The sequence below is a fragment of the Brevibacillus aydinogluensis genome, assembly GCF_961514395.1.
Lineage (GTDB): Bacteria > Bacillota > Bacilli > Brevibacillales > Brevibacillaceae > Brevibacillus > Brevibacillus aydinogluensis.
Map to the genome: position 1 here is coordinate 93,075 of NZ_OY569118.1, position 19,810 is coordinate 112,884.

Annotated in this window: 15 protein-coding genes; 5 read left to right on the forward strand and 10 right to left on the reverse strand. The window is 56.6% G+C overall.

Annotated features, from left to right (window positions below):
• Nucleotides 1–112 precede the first annotated feature (112 nt).
• On the forward strand, nt 113–1,474 hold the full coding sequence (locus tag Q7F15_RS00460; RefSeq protein WP_304414874.1) for an MATE family efflux transporter: 1,362 nt from the start codon (nt 113–115) through the stop codon (nt 1,472–1,474).
• Between the two features lie 62 nt (nt 1,475–1,536).
• On the opposite strand, the gene lplT is transcribed toward Q7F15_RS00460, so the two are convergent.
• The 4 genes from lplT to Q7F15_RS00480 form a co-directional block, all read right to left on the reverse strand.
• Nucleotides 1,537–2,754, reverse strand: coding sequence for a lysophospholipid transporter LplT (lplT, locus tag Q7F15_RS00465; protein ID WP_304414875.1), 1,218 nt, complete (start codon nt 2,752–2,754; stop codon nt 1,537–1,539).
• Nucleotides 2,751–4,865: an AMP-binding protein gene (locus Q7F15_RS00470; protein ID WP_304414876.1), complete on the reverse strand. Its 2,115-nt coding sequence runs from the start codon at nt 4,863–4,865 to the stop codon at nt 2,751–2,753. Before Q7F15_RS00470 ends, lplT begins: the two co-directional genes overlap by 4 nt.
• A gap of 128 nt (nt 4,866–4,993) precedes the next feature.
• On the reverse strand, nt 4,994–5,632 hold the full coding sequence (locus Q7F15_RS00475) for a response regulator (protein WP_171563965.1): 639 nt from the start codon (nt 5,630–5,632) through the stop codon (nt 4,994–4,996).
• Between the two features lie 13 nt (nt 5,633–5,645).
• Nucleotides 5,646–7,034 carry a sensor histidine kinase gene (locus Q7F15_RS00480; protein ID WP_304414877.1) on the reverse strand — a complete coding sequence of 463 codons (1,389 nt, stop codon included), beginning with the start codon at nt 7,032–7,034 and terminating at the stop codon, nt 5,646–5,648.
• A 155-nt stretch (nt 7,035–7,189) separates the two neighbouring features.
• Between Q7F15_RS00480 and fumC the strand changes: the two genes are divergently transcribed.
• Nucleotides 7,190–8,578, forward strand: a complete 1,389-nt coding sequence (gene fumC / locus Q7F15_RS00485; protein WP_171563967.1) for a class II fumarate hydratase — start codon at nt 7,190–7,192, stop codon at nt 8,576–8,578.
• A gap of 31 nt (nt 8,579–8,609) precedes the next feature.
• Here fumC and Q7F15_RS00490 read toward each other — a convergent pair whose 3' ends face one another.
• Nucleotides 8,610–10,790 carry a histidine kinase dimerization/phospho-acceptor domain-containing protein gene (locus Q7F15_RS00490; RefSeq protein ID WP_304414878.1) on the reverse strand — a complete coding sequence of 727 codons (2,181 nt, stop codon included), beginning with the start codon at nt 10,788–10,790 and terminating at the stop codon, nt 8,610–8,612.
• Nucleotides 10,768–11,460 (reverse strand): response regulator transcription factor, encoded by a 693-nt coding sequence (locus tag Q7F15_RS00495; RefSeq protein ID WP_171563969.1) that lies wholly within the window; start codon nt 11,458–11,460, stop codon nt 10,768–10,770. The genes Q7F15_RS00490 and Q7F15_RS00495 overlap by 23 nt, the downstream gene beginning before the upstream one ends.
• Nucleotides 11,461–11,759: 299 nt before the next feature.
• Here Q7F15_RS00495 and Q7F15_RS00500 point away from each other — a divergent pair, with 299 nt between their 5' ends.
• Nucleotides 11,760–12,626, forward strand: a complete 867-nt coding sequence (locus Q7F15_RS00500; protein WP_304414879.1) for a transporter substrate-binding domain-containing protein — start codon at nt 11,760–11,762, stop codon at nt 12,624–12,626.
• 132 nt (nt 12,627–12,758) lie between these two features.
• Here Q7F15_RS00500 and Q7F15_RS00505 read toward each other — a convergent pair whose 3' ends face one another.
• The 4 genes from Q7F15_RS00505 to glpQ form a co-directional block, all read right to left on the reverse strand.
• Entirely contained in the window at nt 12,759–13,163 is a 405-nt protein-coding gene (locus tag Q7F15_RS00505; RefSeq protein ID WP_304414880.1) for a class I SAM-dependent methyltransferase, read from the reverse strand.
• On the reverse strand, nt 13,121–13,621 hold the full coding sequence (locus Q7F15_RS00510) for a putative RNA methyltransferase (protein WP_304414881.1): 501 nt from the start codon (nt 13,619–13,621) through the stop codon (nt 13,121–13,123). Before Q7F15_RS00510 ends, Q7F15_RS00505 begins: the two co-directional genes overlap by 43 nt.
• Nucleotides 13,618–14,493 (reverse strand): 23S ribosomal RNA methyltransferase Erm, encoded by an 876-nt coding sequence (erm, locus tag Q7F15_RS00515; protein WP_304414882.1) that lies wholly within the window; start codon nt 14,491–14,493, stop codon nt 13,618–13,620. The genes Q7F15_RS00510 and erm overlap by 4 nt, the downstream gene beginning before the upstream one ends.
• Before the next feature lie 309 nt (nt 14,494–14,802).
• Complete coding sequence (gene glpQ, locus Q7F15_RS00520; protein ID WP_171563973.1) at nt 14,803–15,909, reverse strand: glycerophosphodiester phosphodiesterase; 1,107 nt, start codon at nt 15,907–15,909, stop codon at nt 14,803–14,805.
• Nucleotides 15,910–16,246: 337 nt separating this feature from the next.
• Here glpQ and Q7F15_RS00525 point away from each other — a divergent pair, with 337 nt between their 5' ends.
• Nucleotides 16,247–17,641: a PTS mannitol transporter subunit IIBC gene (locus tag Q7F15_RS00525; protein ID WP_304414883.1), complete on the forward strand. Its 1,395-nt coding sequence runs from the start codon at nt 16,247–16,249 to the stop codon at nt 17,639–17,641.
• Nucleotides 17,642–17,701: 60 nt separating this feature from the next.
• Nucleotides 17,702–19,810, forward strand: coding sequence for a BglG family transcription antiterminator (locus Q7F15_RS00530; protein WP_212133134.1), 2,109 nt, complete (start codon nt 17,702–17,704; stop codon nt 19,808–19,810).

A 19,810-nucleotide genomic window follows, 5' to 3' on the forward strand; every position in this document is an offset into this window, starting at 1 on the left:
TATGCGGACGCAAACGAGATCACATGGTAGAATAGACGGAGCATCTCTTGGGTGAAAGCGGGACGAATCATTCACATTCGCTGTATTTGCCGTATTCGGAGGAGAACAAATCATGTATCAAACGCACACGCTCCAAGAAAAATTGCGTCAGTTCCTGTCCGTGCTGCTGCCGATTCTGGTCTCGCAGTTGGCCCTGTTTTCCATGACTTTTTTTGATACGATCATGTCCGGCCACGCCGGTCCCGTCGACCTGGCGGGCGTGGCGATCGGATCGAGCATCTGGGTCCCGATCCAGTCAGGGCTGACCGGCATCCTGCTGGCGGTGACGCCGATGGTGGCCCAACTGGTGGGGGCGATGCGGAAGGATCAGGTGCCGTTTACAGTCATACAGGCGCTCTATTTGTCCGTCGTGATCGGCGTCGCTGTCATCCTGTGCGGTGCGCTGGTTCTTGAGCCGATTTTGAACAGTATGAGCCTGGAGACGGACGTACGTGAGATTGCCAGGCGATACCTGATTGCGCTGTCGTTTGGCATCGTCCCCATGTTTGTCTACACGGTGCTGCGCTGTTTTATCGACGCGCTCGGCATGACGCGGGTGACGATGATCATTACGCTGATTTCCCTGCCAATCAACGTCGCGTTGAACTACCTGCTCATTTTCGGGAAGTTCGGTTTTCCCCGGCTCGGGGGCGTCGGTGCGGGGGTGGCATCGGCCATCACCTATTGGTGCATCACCCTGATCAGCTTGTACGTGGTGCATCGCGTCCAGCCGTTTACCGAATACAGGATGTTTTCGCGGATGTTCCGCGTGTCCTTGCCGGCGTGGAAAGAACTGCTCCGGCTGGGCGTGCCGATCGGCTTCTCGATCTTTTTCGAGGTGAGCATTTTTGCCGCCGTCACGCTGCTGATGAGCCAATTCAACACGGTCACGATCGCGGCGCACCAGGCGGCGATGAACTTCGCTTCGTTTATTTACATGGTGCCGCTGAGCATCTCCATGTCGCTCACGATCGTGGTCGGGTTTGAGGTGGGGGCCAAACGATTCCGGGACGCCCGCCAGTACAGCTTCCTGGGCATCGGCATCGCCCTGATGATGGCAAGTTTGTTCGCCGTCGGGCTGTTCCTGTTTAGCCAACAGGTGGCCGGTTTTTACACGACCGACCCGGACGTGCTTCAGCTTACACAGCATTTCTTGATGTACTCCATTTTGTTTCTCTTGTCGGACGCGGTGGCTGCACCGATCCAGGGCATTCTGCGCGGGTACAAGGACGTGACGGTCCCGTTCGTCGCCGCGCTTGTCTCCTACTGGGTGATTGGCCTGCCGCTGGGCTATCTCTTGGCCAACTACACCTCCCTGGCCGCGTTCGGGTATTGGATTGGCCTGATCGCCGGACTGGCCGCAGGCGCCGTGTTTTTGTTCGGCCGGCTGCTCCTGATGCAACGGCGGACGGTCAAAGCCGACGCAGCTGCTTGAGCGGCTGCGGCAGTTCAACACAGCAAGAAGCCGTGACACGAAGCGCGTCACGGCTTTTTTCATCACAGGCCCGGGCTGCTTTCCACCCGGCCGCGGGCAAACTGCCTGGTCTGTGCGTAGAGATAGAGCAAAAAGATCAGCAGCAGGCCCCCCTGTGCTACGATTGCAGCGGATACGCTGGCGCCGAAGTAGACGATGACGTAGTAGATGCCGGAGCCGACCAGCATCAGGATGTTTTCGACGAAATTTTGGATCGCAATCGTCTGCCCTGTACCGACGACCTTTTTGCCTTCTTCCTGCAGCACGGTGTTCATCGGGACGATAAACACCCCGCCCATGAAGCCGACCATTAGCAGGAACAGGATGGCGATCGCCGTGACGTGAAACCAGGGGAACAGCAGAATCAACAGGAACATGCCGAATCCGTAGACAACTGAACGGTAGAACCGGTTCAGCGGGATCAGCCGGGGCGCGAGAAACGCGCCAAAGATGATCCCGATCGAAGTGGTGGCCAGGATCAGCGAGACGGAAAAGCTCTCCGGATGGATGCCGAGCGCGGCGGGAATCCAGGCCAGCACCGCGACCCGCAGCACGGCTGAGCTCATCCAGAACGCGCCGGTGCCGATCAGGGAGAAGCTGGTCTTAGGCCGTCCCATCAACTGGCGAAAGTTGTGGAAGAACCGCCGCGCCTCCGTGCCGTAGCGAATCCGGGGATTGCCGTGGAGGCGCGGGATGAAAAACGTCAGCGCCACGGAACAGACGTACAGGACCATGCAGATCAGCGAGGAGATCAATGGGGGCGTCATTGAGGCGATCGCCCCTCCGCCGCCAATCCCGGTCAATATGGCGAAGATCGTGTACGCTTCGATTCGTGCGTTGGCGCGAAACAGCTCGTCTTCGCTATGCGTCAGCTCCGGCAGAATCCCGTACTTGGCCGGAGAGTAGACGACAGCGCCCACCCCGACCGTGAAGTAGCTGAGCATCAGCATCAGGATGCTGGCGTGGTCGGTCACCAGCAAGAGCAGGACGCCAAACGCCTTGATCAGGTTGCCGATCACCAGCACCACTGATTTGGGGTGCTTGTCGGCAAACGGTCCGACGACCGGGGCGAGGACGATGTACGGCAGGAAAAACGACATCGAGACAAGTGCGAGCATCGCGGGAGAAAAGCCGTTCTCCCGCAGCAGATTGGCGATCACGAACAAAATCATGTTGTCGGCAAATGCGGACAAAAACTGTGTGAAATACAGGGCTTGAAGCGGCTGCCATCTCGTCTTCACGACGCGTTCCTCCCTTGTTCGGCCAACTGTTTCAGCGCGACGTAATCGGTTTTGCCGCTGCCCAGGAGCGGCAGCTGTTTGATGACGTGCACGGCGGACGGCAGCAGCAGGGGAGAAAACTGCTTCTCCGCCAGGTACGCCCGCAGCCGGTCCGTGCGCACGGATTCGTCGGTCGTGTACAGCACGATTTTTTCGCCCCTGCGCGGGTCGCTGACGGCGATGGCGGCCAGCTCGGAGTGGCCGAAACACTGGGCGGCCAATTCTTCCACCAGGTTGAGCGAGACCATCTCGCCGGCGATTTTGGCGAAGCGTTTCAACCGCGACTGGATCGTGAGAAAGCCGTCGGCATCCTGTTCCACCAGATCGCCTGTCGGGTACCACTCGTCTGCCGGGACGAAGCCCTTGCCGTGGATCAGGTACCCTTTCATCACATTGGGCCCTTTGACCAGCAGATGACCGCCGCGGGCGATGCCCTCCACCGGCTCCAGACGGGATTGGATGCCAGGCAGCAGCCGTCCGACGGTGCCCGGCCTGTTGGCCAGCGGCGTATTGAGCGACAGGATCGGAGACGTCTCCGTCGCGCCGTAGCCTTCAAAAATCCGCACTCCGAATTTCTCCATCCACAATTGCCGTACATCCGGTTTCAGCTTCTCCGCACCGGCAAAGACGTAGCGGAGCGAATAGAAGTTGTAGGGATGGGCGGCTTTGCCGTACCCGGCCAGGAAGGTGGAAGTGCCGAACAGGATCGTCGCATTCTGGTCGTAGCACAGTTCGGAGATCACCTTGTAATGCAGCGGGCTGGGGTACAGGAAGACGGGGACCCCGGCGACGACTGGCAGCAGGGTGCCCGCCGTCAGCCCAAAGCTGTGAAACATCGGCAGCGCGTTGAAAATCTTGTCGCGGGCGGTGATGTCGATCACGCTGGTCACCTGTTTGATATTGGCGTACACATTGGTGTGTGTCAGGACAACGCCTTTCGGTTTGCTTTCGCTGCCGGAGGTGAACAGGATCAGTTCGTTGGCGCCTGCCTGCGACCGCTGGCGGGTCAGGTAGCGGTAAAGGGCAGTGAGCTTGTTGCCGGTGGTCGCGGAGGCTTTCACATCCTCCAGGTAGATGATCGCGACGCGCTCGGAAAGGCCCTGGATCAAATGCTCCAGTTTCCCTTTTTCGATAAACACGCGGGAGGTCAGGACGGTGTCGATGCCTGCCGTCTCGCAGCAGTCTACAAGCGACCGGATGCCGAGCGAGAAGTTCAGGATGGCGGGAGTGATCCCGACCCGGAACAGGGAGAGCAGGGTGACCAGATGACCGACCGAGTTGGGCAGGAGCACGCCGACGGACTGTTTGCCGGCCAGGAGCGTCTTCCACTTGTCGCCGAGCAGGTAGCTGGCGACCAGCAAGGTGCGATAGCTGACGGAGGTGGTCAGATCCTTGGCGATCACCTGCCGGGCACCGTGGATGCGGGATGCCTCCAGCGCCTCGTCGAACAGGTTGATGTCCTGCTTCATCCGCGCCTGGAACAGCTCAGTCTGCAGCGTGCGCAGGATAAAGTCGCTGGCCGCTGCCTTTTGCTCGCGCATCGATTCGTGTTCGTTTTTGTGCAAGGTGAACGGCGTGCCGACAGTAATGGTCACTTTGGGGAACCAGGCGATCCGCACTTTGCCTTTCAGATAGGAGAAGACCGACCGTTCCAGCCCCTGGATGATGACGGGATAGACGGGAGCACCGGTGCGCATGGCCAGGTAGCCGACGCCGCTGTAGATTTTCATCAGGCCGCCGGTGGTGGTAATCCGGCCTTCGGGGAAAATCACCAGCGATTCCCCGTTTTTGAGCACCCGCAGCATGTGACGGATCGAGTAGGGATTAAGCGGGTCGACTGTGACATGCTTGCGGAATCGAAGGAAAAATGAGAATCTTTTGGCAATTTCTGTGTTGGCGACAAATGTGGTTCTGGACGGCAAGACAAAGGCCAGCAGAACCGCGTCCAGGAGCGAGACGTGGTTGGGGATGATAATGCATGGCCGCGAGACGTCCAGTTTGTCGAGGCCCCGGAAGCGGGGGCGGAACCAGAGAACCAGGATCCACTTGACCAAATGATACATGAGTGCCATTTCGGACCACACCTTTACGAAAAAATAAGTGCTGTTAGCTTTCATTCTAAGGAGTGGCCCCGGCAAAAAAAGTACCAACTTTCATTGGTACCTGGTCATAACACCTGCTGGGGCATTGTGGAAACGCCTCAGATCATCTTTTTCTGTTTCGCTTTGGCGGCCGCTTCCTTGCTGGTTTTGACGCCCATTTTTTTTAAAATCCGGTTGATGTGATTTTTGATCGTCCGTCTGGTAATGTGCAGGGTTTGTTCAATCTGGGACTGGGTGCGGCCCTGGTCGATCAGCCGCAGGATGTCTTTCTCCGCCGGGGAGAGCAGCTTTTGGGCCTCATCCTGTTTCAAGCGCAGAAACTCGCTGCGCAATGCGGCGGCAGCGGTGGGGTGGATCGCCGATTGGCGGTGGTGGGCCGCCCGGATGGCATCGGGGATCTCGTCAAAGTTTGCCTTGCTGATGTAATTGACGGCTCCTGCGGAAAAGGACTCCACAATCACGTCCTGCGCCGTCAGGGACGTCAGCATGATGATGCAGCAGTCTTCCCGCATGTCGGCGAAGGCAAGTGCGGTGTCGATGCCGTCGAGATTGTTGTCGCTCAAATTGATGTCCATCAGGACCACGTCGGCTTCGCAGTTTTTAAAGTGCTCGATCGCCTCTTCCCTGGACCCGGCTTCGCCGACGACAGTGATGTCGTCCTGCCGGTTGAGATAATCAGCCAGGCCTGTTCGCCAGGCCGGGTCGTCTTCCACGAGAAACACGCGAATTTTTTCCATGGTTGTTTACCCCCTAGTGAGCCTCCGCTCTTCCGGCTCGCGCGACACGTCTGCGCGGGAAGAACAAAAACACGGTCGTACCTTGGTCCTTGACGCTGTATATCTCCATCATGCCCTGGTGCTTCTGCATTACGTTGTAGCAGTAGGACAGCCCCAGGCCGAAGTTTTGTCCGGTCTTCTTGGTGGAAAAAAACGGGTCAAACACGTAGGGCAGGTGCTCCTGGGCAATTCCCACGCCCGTGTCGGCCACCGCGATGACCAAATGTTTGTTGGACAAGAACAATTGCAGCGTGAGTGTGCCGCCCGCTTTCATCGCCTCCAGGGCATTCATGCAGAGGTTGGTGAGAATCTCCCGAAGCTGTACGCGATCACAAGTGAGCCGCAGTGTTTCGTCCAGCTCGGTGACGATCTGGACGTGCTGCTCGTCGGCACCAGGCTTTAGCGTGTGCAGCACCTGGGCAATCACTTCGCTGGGGTTCACCGTTTCCTCGCGCAGCACGATGTCCTGCAGTTGTCCCTGAATCCGGTTGGCCATATTTAATATATGCTGGGCCGATTGGGACAAAATCCGCGCGTCTTCCATCAGAGCCGGCTGGTTGGTCTCGGCGGCGCGGGTTTGGATTCGGTCGGCGTAGAGCAGAATTTTGCCCACTTCGTTCTTGATCGTGTGGTTGACAATCTGCGCCCCGGAGGTCATCGCCCGCAGCGTGCTGTCCAGGCGGCGCTTCTCCACGCGCAGCTTCACGCCGAGAAACCCGTACTTTACGCTGATGAACAGTATCAGAAAAAACTGAATTCCAACGACCAGGGTGTTGTACCGCCAGGCGTCGTACAGGTTTTGCGTCCGCATCACGTAGATCAGGATGAACACGAGCAGCAGGGGAATGATGACGAGTATGTTGGTAAACAGACGGCTCTTTTTGACGAGCGGGTCTTTTTCCTTTAGGTACAGCAGCACGAGCATCAGACTCGCTGCGATGAAATAGGGAAAGACCCAGGCGACCATGATCCAGTAGTTAAACGCCAGCACCGGGTAGATCGGCGTGATCGCCCACATGACCAGCGGGGGCACGAGGGCGGCGTACTGTATCAGCCGCTTCGTCTTGCGCGTGAACCAATCACCGGAGTGGACGGCAAACATGAGGTACGTGTACGGCAGCCCCACCTGACAGAGAAAGGAGGCACTTCGGCTGGTGAACAGCAGCAAAGCTGCCAGTGCCGGATAGCGGGCCGCATAGTCCTGCAACAGGGGATACAGCGTCTCGTCGATCACGGCGGAGAAAAAGCCGCCTCCCCCGACAAACGCTGTAGCGCTCCCCCAGCGGGCGTAAGTGCTTTTCGGATCGGTGAAGAGGACAAATAACCCGAAGGCCCAGATGGCCAGCAAAATCAAGATCATCATTGCGAAAGTCTCCTGTCATTCGTCTATGCTTATTATACTGTAATGAAGTAGCGGGGGAGACGGAAGTTTTCGGGCAGGCATGAAGAACAGCAACATGTGAAAAAAGGCGCGTTGGACATCATATACTGTGCATATTCCATGAAGGAGGAAGCGGCATGGCGTACAGAATCGAAAGGGATACCCTGGGAGAAATGAGAGTGCCTGCGGACAAACTGTGGGGGGCGCAGACGCAGCGCAGTTACCAGAACTTCCGAATCGGCACGGAACGGATGCCCCGGGAAATAATTCGGATGTTGGCCGTCTTGAAGAAAAGCGCTGCTTTGGTCAATCAGCGGCTGGGCAAACTGGACATCGAAAAGGCGAAGGCCATCGCGGCGGCGGCCGATGAGGTGCTGCAGGGGAGATGGGACGAGCATTTTCCCCTGGTGGTGTGGCAGACCGGCAGCGGCACGCAGTCCAACATGAACGTAAACGAAGTGATTGCCAACCGGGCCAACCAGCTGCTGGAGCAGCAGGGAAGTGCACTGCGGGTCCATCCCAATGACGATGTCAACATGTCGCAAAGCTCCAATGACACGTTTCCGACGGCGATGCACGTCGCCGCGCTGATTGCTGTCGAAGACCAGGTGCTGCCCGCCCTGGCCGCCCTTAAGGAAACGCTGCGCCAAAAGAGCGAGGCGTACCGGGACGTGATCAAGATTGGCCGCACCCATCTGCAGGATGCTACTCCGCTGACGTTGGGACAGGAGATCAGCGGCTGGCACCGCATGCTGGAAAAAAGCGAACGGATGATCACGGAGAGCGCGGAGTACCTCCGGGAGCTGGCGATCGGCGGTACGGCCGTCGGCACCGGCATCAACGCTCATCCCAGGTTCGGCGAAATGGTGGCGGAAGAGATCAGCAGGCTGACGGGGAAGCGATTTGTCTCTGCGGTCAACAAGTTCCACGCCTTGACCAGCCACGATGAGCTGGTTCATGTCCACGGCGCATTCAAGGCACTTGCCGCCGATTTGATGAAAATTGCCAATGACGTCAGATGGCTGGCCAGCGGTCCGCGCTCCGGCATCGGCGAGATCACGATTCCGGCCAATGAGCCGGGCAGTTCCATCATGCCCGGCAAAGTGAATCCGACGCAGAGCGAAGCGCTCACGATGGTCGTCTGCCAGGTGATGGGCAACGATGCGGCGATAGGGTTTGCCGCCAGCCAGGGGAACTTTGAACTGAACGTGTTCAAGCCGATGATCATATACAATTTCCTGCAATCGGCCCGGCTGCTGGCTGACGCCATGCGTTCGTTTTGCGACAACTGCGCAGTCGGCATCAAACCGAACCGGCCGGTGATCGAACGGAATCTGGAACGCTCGCTCATGCTGGTCACCGCGCTGAATCCGCACATCGGCTACGAAAAGGCGGCGACAATCGCAAAGCTGGCTCATCAGGAAGGGATCACGCTGCGGGAGGCGGCGGTCAAAAGCGGGCTGTTGTCGGCGGAGGAGTTCGACCGGATCGTTCGGCCGGAGAACATGATTCATCCGAAAGAATAGCAAGCAGGGGGCATTCCAGGTGCCCCCTTCGTTACGCCTTTTGAAACTCGACGATCACTTTGAACAGATCGCCGTCCAGCTCGATGGCCAGCCGCCCTCCCTGCAGTTCCATGATGCTTTTGGCGATGGCCAGTCCCAGACCGGAGCCCTCCGTGTGGCGCGATTGGTCGCCTCGTTTGAAGCGTTCAAACAGTTCGTCCGGGTCAAAATCAATCTCGTAGGCGGAGATGTTTTTCATCGTCAGCACGACGCTGTTCTCCTGTTCGGTCAGCGAAATGTAGACCCTGGTGTGGGGCAGCGTGTACTTCAGGACGTTGGTGATGAGATTTTCAAAGACTCGCCAGGTTTTTTTCCCGTCGGCCAGCGCGTGGATGTGCGGCTTTTCCGTCTGGACCCGGAACGTCAACGAGGATTCGGTAATGGCATCGTTAAACTCCGCCAGGGCCTGATTGAGCAGGGCAGCCACATTGACGCGCTCCATATGCAGCTCGACGGACCCGCTTGCCATTTTGGATGCTTCAAAGAGGTCGTCGATCAGCACCTTCAGCCTGTGGGTTTTGCGTTCCAGCACATCGATGTAGCTGCTGACCTCTTCCGGCGACAGATCGGGGCGTTTCAGCAGATTCACGTAGTTGATGATGGAAGTGAGCGGCGTTTTCAAATCGTGCGAAACGTTGCTGATCAGCTCCGTTTTGAGGCGCTCGCTCTTCATCTGACTTTCCAGGGCGTGGCGCAGTCCCAGCTTGATGTTGTTCAGGCAGCGGGCCAGATGGGCGAGATTCCCTTTGCCGCGCTCTGCGATGAGAGAATCCAGATTGCCGGCGGCCATTTCGTCCGCTCCCCGGAGAATGTTGTTCAGCAGGGCGACCCGGCTGAGGATGTACGGCAGCACGAATAGAAGGCACAGCAGCGTACAGCTTGCCCCCATCAAAAACAGCCGCTTCGATCCATAATAAAGGCTAGTCAGAACAAAACCCATGCCCGTCCCCAGGCCGATCGTCAGCACAAAGATGAGGCTGGCCTTGAAAAATACGGGTCGATTGGCGAAGCTCTCAGCCAGTAGCGTGCGGAATTTGCGATACAAGCTGGACTCCCACTGCTGCCGAAGGAGCGTGTGGTCGTTGATCAAACGCCATGCCTCGCTTGCGTTGAGCCCCAGATAGGCGATGCATGCCGCTGTAAAGGAAAGCGTTGTCACATGTTTCAGGCCGATGGGAAAATAGAAGAACGATTCGTCCCTTACCCAGCTCAGTGTGACCAGCCCGACCGCGAGAACTGTCGCGACTCTTGCATCGAGGGGAACCCGCCGCAACAAGGAGGCGCATCTGTCGACAAGCGGGAAATCCCACGGACTGCGCTTCCGCAGATAAACGAAGAGTCCAACTGCCGCGATAACACTTACGACCAACAGGATACATTCGTTCAGCAGTCGCTCCCGTATGCCGAGCGCATAGGTGTAATCGTCTTGAAAACGTGAGTACCCCGAGGCTGCCTGGGGGATAATGAAATACCCTTCGAGATTGTTGGTGAGAAAGAATTCATTCGCCTGCTGTATCGACCAATTTTTCGGCGAAGCCAGCGGGAAATGAATCGAGTAAGCCGCCTTTTTCTGCAGGTCCCGGATGATGTTGAGGTCGGAGGAATGGTTGGTGTAGACTTTGCCCGTATTCCGATCCTTGATGTAGTATTTGATCGTGTCGCCTTGTGCGGCCAACGCGTTTTTCGCCTGTTCATATGCTCGATCCCGGGCCGCTTCCCATGACTTGATCTGCTCATCCATCTGCTGTTGAAGTTCCTGCTTCACTCGGGCCAGTTCCTGATCGCGCGCCTGCGCGAGTCTGCCGGCTTCGGCGTGATTGCCGCTGCGCTCTGCCTCCATGATGTCGGCTGCATATCGTTCTGCAATTTCCGCTTCTTTCTCCCGGAGATCGGCCGCAAACGTCTCGCGGATTTGCTCCGGCGTTTTGGTGCCCGCCTCTTCCGTTTCGATCAGATAGGGATCATTCTTCTCCTTGAAATGAACCATGATGGCCAGGTGAACGACCTCCGCCAGTTCCTGGTGAAAAGACGGGTTGCGAAAGTAGTAATCCTTGTCCAGGTATTCGCGGTGCCGAATCACATCTGCGGTCGCCAGCAAGGCCAGAGCCGACAGGTGGACAAGCAGGACCAGCGCGATGACCGGCCCGTATTTATTTTTCAATCTTGTAGCCAATGCCCCACACCACCTTGAGATATTGAGGTTCTTTCGGGTTGATCTCGATTTTTTCGCGAATTCTTCTCACGTGCACGGCTACCGTGTTATCCGCGTTCAGGCACGGCTCCTTCCACACTTTTTCGTAAATCTCTTCGATCGAAAAGACCCTGCCCCGATTCTCCATCAATAGCTCCAAAATCTTGTATTCCGTAGGGGTAAGCCTTGTTTCCTCGCCGTCCACGTACACGGTTTTTTCCCGCTTGTTCAAGACGAGTCCCCGCACCCGGATTTCATCTTCACTGGCGATGTAGTTGCCCAGTTGGGTGTAACGCCTCAACTGCGATTTCACCCGGGCGACAAGCTCAAGCGGATTGAACGGTTTGGTCACGTAATCGTCGGCACCGACGGTCAGCCCCAGAATCTTGTCGGTGTCTTCCGATTTGGCCGACAGCATGATGATCGGGATGTTTTTGCTCTCCCGAATGGCAAACGTCGTTTTGATCCCGTCCATCTCCGGCATCATGATGTCCAGGATGATCAGATGAACCTCTTCCTGCTCCAAAACCGCCAGGGCCTCCTGCCCGTTTCCTGCTTTCAGCACACGGATGTCTTCGTTTTTCAGATAGATTTCGATTGCGTCCCGGATTTCCGCTTCGTCGTCCACGACCAGGACATTGTACGTTGGCATGATCATCACCCGTCTTGCTTGGTTAAATGTGTCGTGTACCTGAGCCACTTCTATCTTACCGAGAATGTTTTACAAATCACCTTGGGAAATCCTTACAAAATTCTTACGAAATGGTCCCAACCTTCCGCGTCGGCGGGGAGGCTGGCCTTCATTTTTCAATTTGTGTTAATCTTTTCGCATATTTTAACACGGAAAAAAGTAACAAAACATGTAGGGAGGGGAGAGCCCCTGCTTGACAGCCCGCAAAGCAAGATCGACAAGAGAAACTGACAAAACGGCTACAAGGGAGGAGAACGACAATGAAAAAATGGAAAAGCATGCTGATTGCAGGAACAGTGGCGGTTTCCCTGGCGGGAACGGGCTTGGCCGCTTATGTGACCGCCGCAGGTGCCCAACAGGCCCAACCGGCGGCGACCGTCGCGGATAGCGCCGCAAAGCAGGAAGCCAAGAAAAAATTCGAATCCCGGCTGGATGAAATCATCGCGAGAGGGTACATCCGCATCGGAACCACCGGAGATTACAAGCCGTTTACATATCTCAACCCGAAAACAGGCCAATACGAAGGGTACGACATCGACGCGATGAAAGAGTTCGCCAAAAGCCTGGGCGTGGAAGCCCGCTTTGTGCAAACTTCCTGGCCGACATTGATGAACGATCTGCTCGCCGACAAGTTTGACATTGCCGTGGGCGGCGTGACCCGCAACACCGACAGACAGAAAACTGCCCACTTGAGCGAGGGGTACGTGCAGTTCGGCAAAGTGCCGCTCATCCGCGCGGAAGACAAGGACAAGTACAAAACCATCGAGGACATCAACAAACCGAGCGTCCGCATCGGCGTCAACCCGGGTGGAACCAACGAAACGTTCGTGCGTGAATATCTGCCGAATGCAAATGTAACCGTGGTGCAAAACAACCTCGACATCCCGGGTCTGGTGGCCAACGGCACCTACGACGTCATGATCACCGACACCTTTGAAGCGATTGTGTACGCGAAAAACGATCCGCGTCTGTACGCCGCCCGCGTGAACGATCCGTTCACCAAAAGCGAAAAAGCTTACATGATCCGGCGCGGCGACTTCATCTTCGCCAGCTACCTGGACGTATGGCTCGACGAAATGAAGCTGCAGGGCAAATTTGACGAGCTGTACAAAAAATGGGTCGAGTAGCACCCGGCTCCCATTACCATGACACGAAGAAAAGAGGGCATGTTCCATCGCGAGGAACATGCCCTCTTTTGTATGAAAAAACGGCCCGGATGATCGTGCCATCCGGGCCGTTTCTTTATCACATGCCTAGGGTTATTGTTTTTTACCCACCAGCACCGCGATATCGACGGTCACATAGGAAATGCCTGCATGAAGCGCCTTTTCCAGATTTTCTTCCGCCGTGCCCCAGGAGAGGGGCGTCATGTGAATCAGGTGCGTCAGGCTTGTTTGATCCAGCCGTTTGCCGCAGCGAATGTGAAAGGTCTGAACCAGGGGGAAGTGCGACCGGAAATGGCTGACCACATGGTCGTTGGAATAGGCATGCCGGTCTGTCTGCTCGTAGAACAGCGCTCGCAATTCCTGGAGGTAGTCGGGGCCGGGAACCACCTTGATCAGGAGACCGTCATCGCGAAGCATCCGGGTAAATTCCGTATAGTTGGACGGGGAGAGGATGTTCAGGATGACGTCGAACTGCTTGTCCGCGAAGGGACTACGCACCAGATCAGGCCGGGATACTCCTTCGCAGCGAGATGTATCCCGTCTTTGGAAAGATCCATGCCGACCCCCACGATCGCTCGTTCCGCTGTCATACCCAGGCTTGTTGTCAAACCAGCCAGGTGGGAGCCTTCCCCGCACCCGACGTCCAGTATGCGGAGGGTGCGGGTGTCTTTGGTTTCACGGCTGACGATGTCCCGGATCTGCTCGATTACTTCGTCAAAGAAACCGTTTCGGCACATCGCCTGTCTGGATTCGAACACTGCTTTGCCGTATTTCGACGGTCTTGCCGTTCGTGACAGCAAGTGAATATATCCGTGTTTGGAGAGGTCAAAGCAGTGACGGTTCGTACAGATCAAACTGTTGGACTCGTTCATATTCATGCCGGCGCTGCACAGGGGACACCTGAACATCTCACTGTGCTGCCGAAAGAGGCGGGCAGCCCGCTCGATTTTTTTCATGTGGTCCACCCCGCTTTAGGTACCCTCGGCCAGCGGTGCGGGTCCACATAATGTCGCATGGCATCATACGTGAGGGCCCACTGCGTTTCATTCAACGAGCAGATCGGCTCGTTCCGATCGATTCCCAGATTTCTCGTCAAACGCGTGATTTGGGGAACCGTGAATATGCCGCTCAAGGCCTCGCGCACGGGCATGTACGGAGAGCGCAGGGCATGCAGGGCCAGCCCCATAAAGCGGCGATGTTCCCCGATCGCCACAGGCGGCCTGCTTTTTCTGCTGATCAGCAAAATGGCCGCATTCACCCGAGGCGGAGGTGAAAAATGAACGGAAGAAACGGTTTGCACGAAGGTGATATCAAACCACATGCGCCAACCCAGAATCCGCGGGTTGGTGATCGGATCAGCCGTAAACCGGCGAGCCGCCCCGTATTCGACGATCAGCACGGCACGTTGGAACGGCATTGCCGGCTGATCCATCAGTTTTCCGAGAATGGGAGTCGTAATGGAAAAGGGGATGTTGGAAACCACCACGAACGGCTCCCTGGGCAGCGTACACTTCAGCACATCGTTTTCAATGATCCGTATATGGTCGGCTTCACCGCATTTCCTCCGCAGCTTTTCTGCGAATGCCGGGTCGTTCTCAATTGCCAGTACCCGCAACCCTTCTTGTGCCAGCGGCATCGTAATGGCACCGGTTCCGGCGCCGATGTCCAGCACAAGGGAGTGCGGCTTGGTTTCAGCGAGCTGGATCATGCGGCGAACCAGTCGCTTGCTGCAAATCAAATGTTGGTCGGAACTGTTGGGACCGTATTTGCCTGTCCCTTGCGTTCCTCGGCTCCCGTTTTTTTGCGATATTCGGCTGTTTTTGGACACAAAAAAGCACCTCATTCATTCGTAATCGGGAATGAATAAAGGTACAGCACAAATAAACCCGACCCATTGTCAAATGTTGGCCGAGCCTACATGTTCTGTACCTTCCATTACCGAATCCGAATGAAATAGATGCCTGTGTAACGCAACATGTATGAGTGTCCTCCATCTTGGTTTTATCAGCCGCCAGGACAATTTGATTATACCAGTGCACGGGTGTGCCGTTCAATCGTTGCCCGATTTTTCCGATACGGGCGGTCAGGGGGAAGCGCCACGGGAATCGCAACGCTCCCCGCTTTTCGTTGGGCCTGGTCAGTTTTGACTGTACCCGTTTGCCCGGAATTCAGCCCTGCGTAAAAACTGGACGGCCCGGTCAGGGAAGTCGGTAAAGACGCCGTCGACATCGGCAGTAAAGTAGAACAGGTCGAGCAGTTCTTCAAAGCTGGCCGCAAAGGCGGGGATTTGCCCGTCGTCCAGGCGGAACGTGTAGGGATGCACCTCCAGTCCGGCGGCGTGGGCTTCTTTGACCAGATTGGTGATGTTCAGGCGATCCCTCGTTGAATCTTCCCGGATGACCATCGGCCACCACGGCCCGACGCCGTCCGCGTACTCGGCGATCTTCTTCATTGCCCCTGGTTGAAACATCCAGTCGTAATCATAAGGGACGGCCTTGCCGTTTTGATAAACCATCGTTTCGTTCCAGTCGTTCACGGCCATCAACTGCACCAGCTTTACGTCCATCTGCAGCTTGGGGAGGAGTTCGTCGTGAATGCGCTTGGTTTCATTCGGGTCAAAACACTGCACGTAGACCTTGTCGTCGCGGCTGTCGTATCCGTACGATTTCAGCACCTTCAGCACGGCGAGACTGATGTCCTTGCCTTCATGCCGGTGGAACCACGGGGCTTTGATTTCCGGGTAAATACCGACGTTTCTGCCCGTGCTCTTGTTCAATCCCTGGATCAGCTCGATTTCTTCTTCCAGCGTACTGATCTGAAACGAGGATTTCCACATCGGAAAGCGCCCTTCGTAATTGGGAACCTGTGCACCGTTTTTGAGGTCGAAGCCTTCCGTCACACGCAGACGCTTGATTTCGTCCAGCGTAAAATCAATGACGTAATACCGTCCGTCCGCCCGCTTTCTGTCCGGATAGACCTCAGCCACGTTGGTCACCCTGTCCAGATAGTGGTCGTGCAGGATGACGAGCCTGTCATCCTTTGTCATGACGACGTCCTGTTCGATGTAATCAGCCCCCATGGCATATGCCATCGCCTTCGCTTCCAGCGTGTGCTCCGGCAGATAGCCGCTGGCGCCGCGATGGGCGATCACCAGCTTTTGTTCCTGGGCATGGCTGGTGCTGGTGTACCCCAGTCCGCAGCTCAACGTAAGAAGCAGCACGAGAGACGACAATACCTTTTTCATTCGCATTCCCCCTGTTTCAGTGTGTTGCCGGCAGCGGAGCATAAAAAAGATTCACATACTCCAACAAGCGTTTGACACGCAAGGGAATATTGTGAATCTCCGTCATCTCCGCCACAAATATTCAAAATATTTTGTTATTTAAAATATACAGGCGCAATCCTATGTTGTCAACCAGAAAATGCCAAGTCAGACTATTAACTTTTGTCAACAACTTAATGGACAAATGCCCACTTTCATTTTGTTGAGACCGGAATGTAAACGCTTTATATTTGTATTAGGAGTCGTACAATTAAATTTTGTCAACAATATAGAGAAAAAAGAAGGGGGATGCAGCAAGATGGAGAGCGGACTTCGCGTCTCTGTGCAGAAGTTTGGGCGTTTTTTAAGCGGCATGGTCATGCCCAACATTGGCGCGTTTATCGCCTGGGGCTTGATTACGGCGCTGTTTATTCCGACGGGCTGGCTGCCCAATGAACATATGGCCAAACTGGTTGGCCCGATGATTACCTATCTGCTGCCGCTGTTGATCGGTTACACGGGCGGCAAGATGATTCACGACGTGCGCGGTGGCGTCGTTGGTGCGGTCGCTACCATGGGTGTCGTCGTGGGTGCCGACATCCCGATGTTTCTGGGTGCCATGATCATGGGGCCGCTTGGCGGCTGGGTCATGAAAAAGCTGGACCAGTTGATCGAAGGGAAAGTGCGCTCCGGCTTTGAGATGCTGGTCAACAACTTCTCTGCCGGTATCGTCGGCGGGTTGTTGACGCTGCTGGCGTTCAACGCGATCGGGCCGGTCGTGGCCAGCTTGAGCAAAGCGCTTGCTTCCGGCGTACAAGCGATTGTGGATGCCGGACTGCTGCCCTTGGCCAGCATCCTGATCGAACCGGCCAAGATCCTGTTCCTGAACAACGCGATTAACCACGGCATTCTCAGCCCGATCGGACTGGATCAGGCGGCGAAGGCCGGACAGTCGATTTTCTTCCTGCTGGAGACCAACCCGGGACCGGGGCTTGGCATCCTGCTGGCCTACTGGCTGGTGGGCAGGGGCACGGCGAAACAATCGGCACCCGGTGCGGCGATCATCCACTTCCTGGGCGGCATTCACGAGATTTACTTCCCGTACATCCTGATGAATCCGCGCCTGGTGCTGGCCGTCATCGGCGGCGGAATGACCGGAGTCTTTACCTTTACACTGTTAAATGCGGGCCTTGTGGCGCCGCCATCGCCGGGCAGCGTATTCGCACTGAGCGCCATGGCACCCAAGGGCGGGCTGCTGCCGGTCCTGACCGGGGTCGTCGCGGCAACCGTCGTCTCCTTCCTCATCGCAGCGTTCCTGCTGAAAATGGGCGGGCAAGCTGAGAGTGAAGAAGAGCTGGAAAAAGCGACGGAAAAAATGCATCAGCTCAAAGGCAAAAAGCAAGAGGAAGCTCAAGCCGACACGGCGGTGGCGGAGAAAAAAGAAATCAAGAAAGTCGTCTTTTCCTGCGATGCCGGCATGGGTTCCAGCGCGATGGGGGCAGCGTCCCTGCGCAAGAAGTTCAAAGATGCAGGCATCGACATCACTGTTATCAATACGGCGATCAACGACATCCCGGACGACGCAGACATTGTCATCACGCACAAATCACTGACGGAACGGGCCAAGTTGAAGGCACCAAATGCAGAACACATTTCCATCGACAACTTCCTGAACAGTCCGGAGTACGAGAAATTGGTCAAACGTTTAGGGTAAACGGAATCAACGCTAGTGCAAACTAGCGTTTTCCGGCTTTTTACAAAAGGGGATGGAACGATGAGTGTTTCCTCGAGACAACGGACGATCCTCGAGATGCTGCTGCAGGGCGGACCGGGGCTCACCGTGGGCGCGATCGCCGAGCGGATCGGGGTCAGCGCCCGGACGATCCACCGGGAACTGGACGCTCTGGAAGAGACGGTCCGCGAGCACGGCCTGCAGCTGGTGAGGAAGTCGGGGTTGGGCGTGGAGCTGCAAGGTTCGCCGGAGCAAAAGGAAGCGCTGCGCCTGGCGCTGTTTGACCTGACGACGACCGAGTACACCGCGGAAGAGCGGAAAGTGATCATTTTGTGCACGCTGCTGGAGGCGACAGAGCCGGTCAAGCTGATCTCTCTTGCGCTCGACCTGAAAGTGACGACGGCCACGATCAGTCATGATCTGGACGATCTGGAGGACGTGCTGGACAAATACGGTCTGTCGCTGGTGCGCAAGCGGGGCTATGGCGTGGAAATCCGGGGCTCCGAGTCGGCCAAGCGGCAGGCGATCAGCCGGCTGATCCTGGACCATTTGAATGAACACGAACTGATCGGGCTGATCAAGGAAAACATCCAGAACAAATCGCTGCGCGACATCGACTCCATCTCGGAGCGCCTGTTGGGGCTCGTCGACAAGGAAAAGCTGATCAAGGTGGAAAACGCCTTGAAGCGCCTGGATGACGACCTGCCGTACCCACTGGCGGACAGCGCCTACATCGGTCTGGTGATTCACCTCGCGCTCGCCGTCGAGCGGATCGAAAAGGGAGAGAACATCCACTTTGACGAACACACCTTGCACGAATTGCAGGGCACGCCGGAGTATGAGGCAGCGCAGAGAATCATGGAGCGGATGACGCACATCTTCCAGATGGACATTCCTGCCGCAGAAATCGGGTACATCACCATGCATCTGAGGGGAGCCAAACTGCGCAGCTCCCATGAGGACATCTACTGGCCGGGAAATGTGGAGCTGATGGCCAAGACACAGCGGTTTATCCGGCTCTGCGAAGATCGGCTCCAGATTCCTCTGCGGTATGACTCCTCCCTGTTTCACGGTCTGCTGACGCACATGGAGCCGGCGCTGTACCGGCTCAAGCGCCAGATGGAAATCCGCAATCCGATACTGGAGCAGATCCGGGACAATTACCCGGAATTGTTCCAGGTTGTCCGGGAGGCAGTCTCGAAGGTGTTTCCCGAGCTGCATGTACCGGATGAAGAGATCGGTTATCTGGTGATGCACATTGGCGCGGCCGTGGAACGGACGTCACAGACGCATCGGCGCTATCGGGCGCTGGTCGTCTGCTCCAGCGGGATCGGCTCTTCCAAGATTCTGGCCACCCGGATCAAAAAAGAGATTCCGGAGATCGTCAGCCTGCAGAATCTTTCGTTGTTCGAGGTGGGGCGCATCCCCAAAAGTGAATATGACGTCATCATTTCCACCATCCCCTTGCCGATGGACCCAAGCGAGTACGTGGTGGTCAGCCCGCTGCTGCCAAAGGAGGACATCCAGAAGATCGCCTACCATCTGCACAACCTTAGTCGCTCGCGCGCATCGCGCGCCGCAGTGGCCGTTCGTGCGGACGGGGAAGGACCAAAGCAGCGCTTGAATGCGATGCACCAGTACGCCGGACATGCCGTTCAACTCCTCGACGGGTTTCAACTGCGGCGGCTGGAAGATCACAGCGATGACATCCGGGTGCTTCTGGATCAAATTTGCGGTGATTTGGTCCAGCTTGGCGTGATCCGGGAAGCCGAGCCGGTCGTCCGGCAGCTCCTGCAGCGGGAAAGACTGGGCGGTTTGGGCATTCCGGGCACGACGCTGGCGCTGTTTCACGGCAAATACGAACAGGTCGTCCGGCCGTCGTTTACCGTGCATGTGCTTTGCCAGCCGATCCTGCTGAAGGCGATGGACGAGCGGGAGATGCCGATCCATACCCTGCTGATGCTCCTGGGGCCAAGGGATGTGGCAAAAGAAGGGTTGGAAGTGCTGAGCGAGGTCAGCTCTCTTTTGATCGAGGACGAGATGATCGACGCGCTGGAAGCGGGCGACCGGCAGCGGATCGCCGACTGTCTGGCAGAAGGACTCTATCAGTTTTGTCGAAAAAAAACAGGAATGGAGAGAACGCAATCATGA